This is a genomic window from Streptomyces sp. NPDC050264 (genome assembly GCF_040655895.1).
GTDB lineage: Bacteria > Actinomycetota > Actinomycetes > Streptomycetales > Streptomycetaceae > Streptomyces.
The window spans coordinates 1-2,602 of sequence record NZ_JBFAKV010000068.1 but is presented as its reverse complement, the minus strand read 5'-3'; the positions used below and the strand labels follow the sequence as shown (position 1 = coordinate 2,602).

Annotated in this window: 2 protein-coding genes and 1 pseudogene; all 3 read right to left on the bottom strand. The window is 71.3% G+C overall.

Annotated features, from left to right (window positions below):
- Positions 1–988: pseudogene (locus AB0J02_RS43565) on the bottom strand (1,4-alpha-glucan branching enzyme); the annotation flags it as partial.
- Position 989: 1 nt separating this feature from the next.
- A complete protein-coding gene (locus tag AB0J02_RS43560) occupies positions 990–2,378 on the bottom strand; it encodes a maltokinase (RefSeq protein ID WP_363199476.1) in 1,389 nt (462 codons plus the stop codon).
- Positions 2,379–2,381: 3 nt separating this feature from the next.
- The coding region (locus AB0J02_RS43555) for an alpha-glucosidase C-terminal domain-containing protein (protein WP_363199475.1) at positions 2,382–2,602 on the bottom strand (221 nt) is incomplete at its 5' end.

Genomic DNA, 2,602 nt, shown 5'->3' with positions numbered 1-2,602 from the left:
GGTACTTGAAGTCGTCCGGGGTGCCGAGGCGGGCCGTGGGCGCGTAGAAGCCGGTGACCTGGTACCCCCAGGAGCCGCCGAAGGGGTGCTCGGCGACGGGCATCAGCTCTACATGCGTGAAGCCCAACTCGGATACGTAGTCGGGAAGTTGATCGGCCAGCTGGCGGTAGGTGAGGCCGGGGCGCCACGACGCGAGGTGCACTTCGTAGACGGACAGAGGGCTGGTGTGCACCGGACGGTCGGCACGTTGCCGCAGCCACTTCTCGTCGCCCCAGACGTACTGGCTGTCGGTCACGATCGAGGCCGTCGCGGGCGGCGGCTCCGTCCTGCGGGCCATCGGGTCGGCCCGCTCGAACCGGGCACCGTCGGGGCCGGTGATGGCGAACTTGTACTGGGCTCCGGCGCCGATCTCCGGGACGAACAACTCCCACACCCCGGAGGAACCCAGGGAGCGCATCGGCAGCGACGTCCCGTCCCAGTGGGTGAAGTCGCCGCAGACCTGGACGCCGCGGGCGTTCGGCGCCCAGACCGTGAAGCGTGTTCCCCGCACTCCCTGGCATTCCAGCACGTGGGAGCCGAGCGCCGTCCACAGTTCCTCGTGGCGCCCCTCGGAGATGAGGTGCAGGTCGAACTCGCCGAGGGACGGCGGGAATCGGTACGGGTCCTCGGTCTCGGTGACGGCGTCCGGGTAGGTCACCAGCAGGCGGTGGGGGGCGAAGCCCTGGTCCGGGATGCTGCCCGCGAACAGACCGTCGCCCTCGTCGTGGAGTTCCCACGCGCGGGTGCCGATGACGGCGGACACCGCGATCGCCTGCGGGCGCAGGCACCGCACGACCAGTGCGCCGCGCGCCGCGTGGGCGCCGAGGACCGCGTGCGGATCGTGGTGGGCGCCGCCCAGAAGCCGGGCGCGCACGTCGTCGTCCAGCGGGGCGGGACGCGCGGCGCGGCGGGTGCCGTCGGCCTCCAGGACGGGTTCGGCAACGGACATGTCAGGCCTCCTCGGCGCGGCCGTCGGACAGCACCGGTGCCGGGGCTCCGGGGTCGGCGCACAGCCGTGCCACCGCGTTCATGGGGACCGTGACCCGGTCGGGGCGGTACACCGACTCGTAGACCACCTCGTAGACGGCGCGGTCGGCTTCATGGGCGCGGAGTGCGGCGGGGACGGCGCGCGGGTCGAAGCCGCCCGATTCGCCGTAGCCCGCGCAGAACGCGTCCCGGCAGCGGTCGGCCCAGTGCGGGAGGAACACCGCGCCGGACTGGGCGGCGTAGTCGAAGGACCGGAGCATGCCGGCCACGTCGGCGATCGGCGAGCGGACGGCCCGGCGGTCCGCCACGGGCTTGGCCGGCTCGCCCTCGAAGTCGACTATGTGCCAGCGTCCCTGGGCGTGCAGCACCTGTCCCAGGTGCAGGTCGCCGTGGGTTCGTTGCAGCGGCGGGTCGCCGCCCGCCGTGACGACGGCCGCGTAGATCTCCTGGAGGGCCGGCACGTGCGCGCGCAGCTCCGCCACGGAAGCGGCCGCCCGCAGGAGCCGGTGGGTCATCGCGTCGGCCAGCCGTACCGGCAGGTCCACGGGCCCGATGTCGGTCGGGAACACCTTGGCGAGGGCCACGTGCAACTCGCCTGTCGTACGCCCCAGTTCGTACGCCTCGTCGGCGAAGCCCGTCCGGCGGCCGCCCGATTCCAGGGCCAGCGCCCAGCCGTCCGTCGATTCGGTGAGGAACGGCTGCACCATGCCCAGGGTGCTCCAGAACGGTGCCTCGGTCTGGAACCAGCCGACGGGCGCGGGCACCTGGTTGAACCCGTGCCGGGCCAGCGCTCCCGTGACCTCCAGGTCGGGGTTCATGCCCGGCTGGATGTGGCGGAAGAGTTTAAGGATGAGCTCGTCGCCGTAGACGATCGACGTGTTCGACTGCTCGACGTCGAGGACCCGCGGAGTGAGACCGCACGGCACCGAGGTGCGCGGCAGCGACTCGAAGCGCAGGTGGCCCATGGAGCCGCCCCTGCGGAGCCGTTCGAGGAGCACGATCGCCGCACGGTGATCGTGGACGGCGTCGTAGACCAGGAGTCGCTCGCCGGGTCGTGCCTCCACTTCCCCGATCAGGCTCGGACCCATGCGCGGCGGCACGTGGGCCGCCACGCCGAGCAACACCTGGTAATGGGCGCCGTCCGATGAACCGCGCTGATCGACGCGCACCAGCAGGTGGTAGCAGTCGGCCGACAGTTTCGTCGCCGCGGCCACGGACACACCGGTGATGTCACGGCCTTGTCCGGTGAACCAGCGCTGCCGGGGAAGCCAGCGCGCGAGGAGCGCCACGAGGGAGGAGGCCGGTACCTGCGTGGGACCGACGCCAATATCGGACAGCAGAGGCGAAGTCATATATCAGGTCCAATCGTGGTGAGCCGTGCGCGGCGTCAGGCAACTGCCACGCAGCCGGAACCAGTAGAAGCCGTGTCCCGCCAGGGTGAGCAGGTAGGGAAGCTCGCCGATGGCCGGGAAGCGGACCTCACCGATCAGTTCCACGGGGTGGCGGCCGTCGAAGACCCGGAGGTCGAGTTCGGTGGGCTGGGCGAAGCGGGAGAAATTGTGGACGCACAGGACCA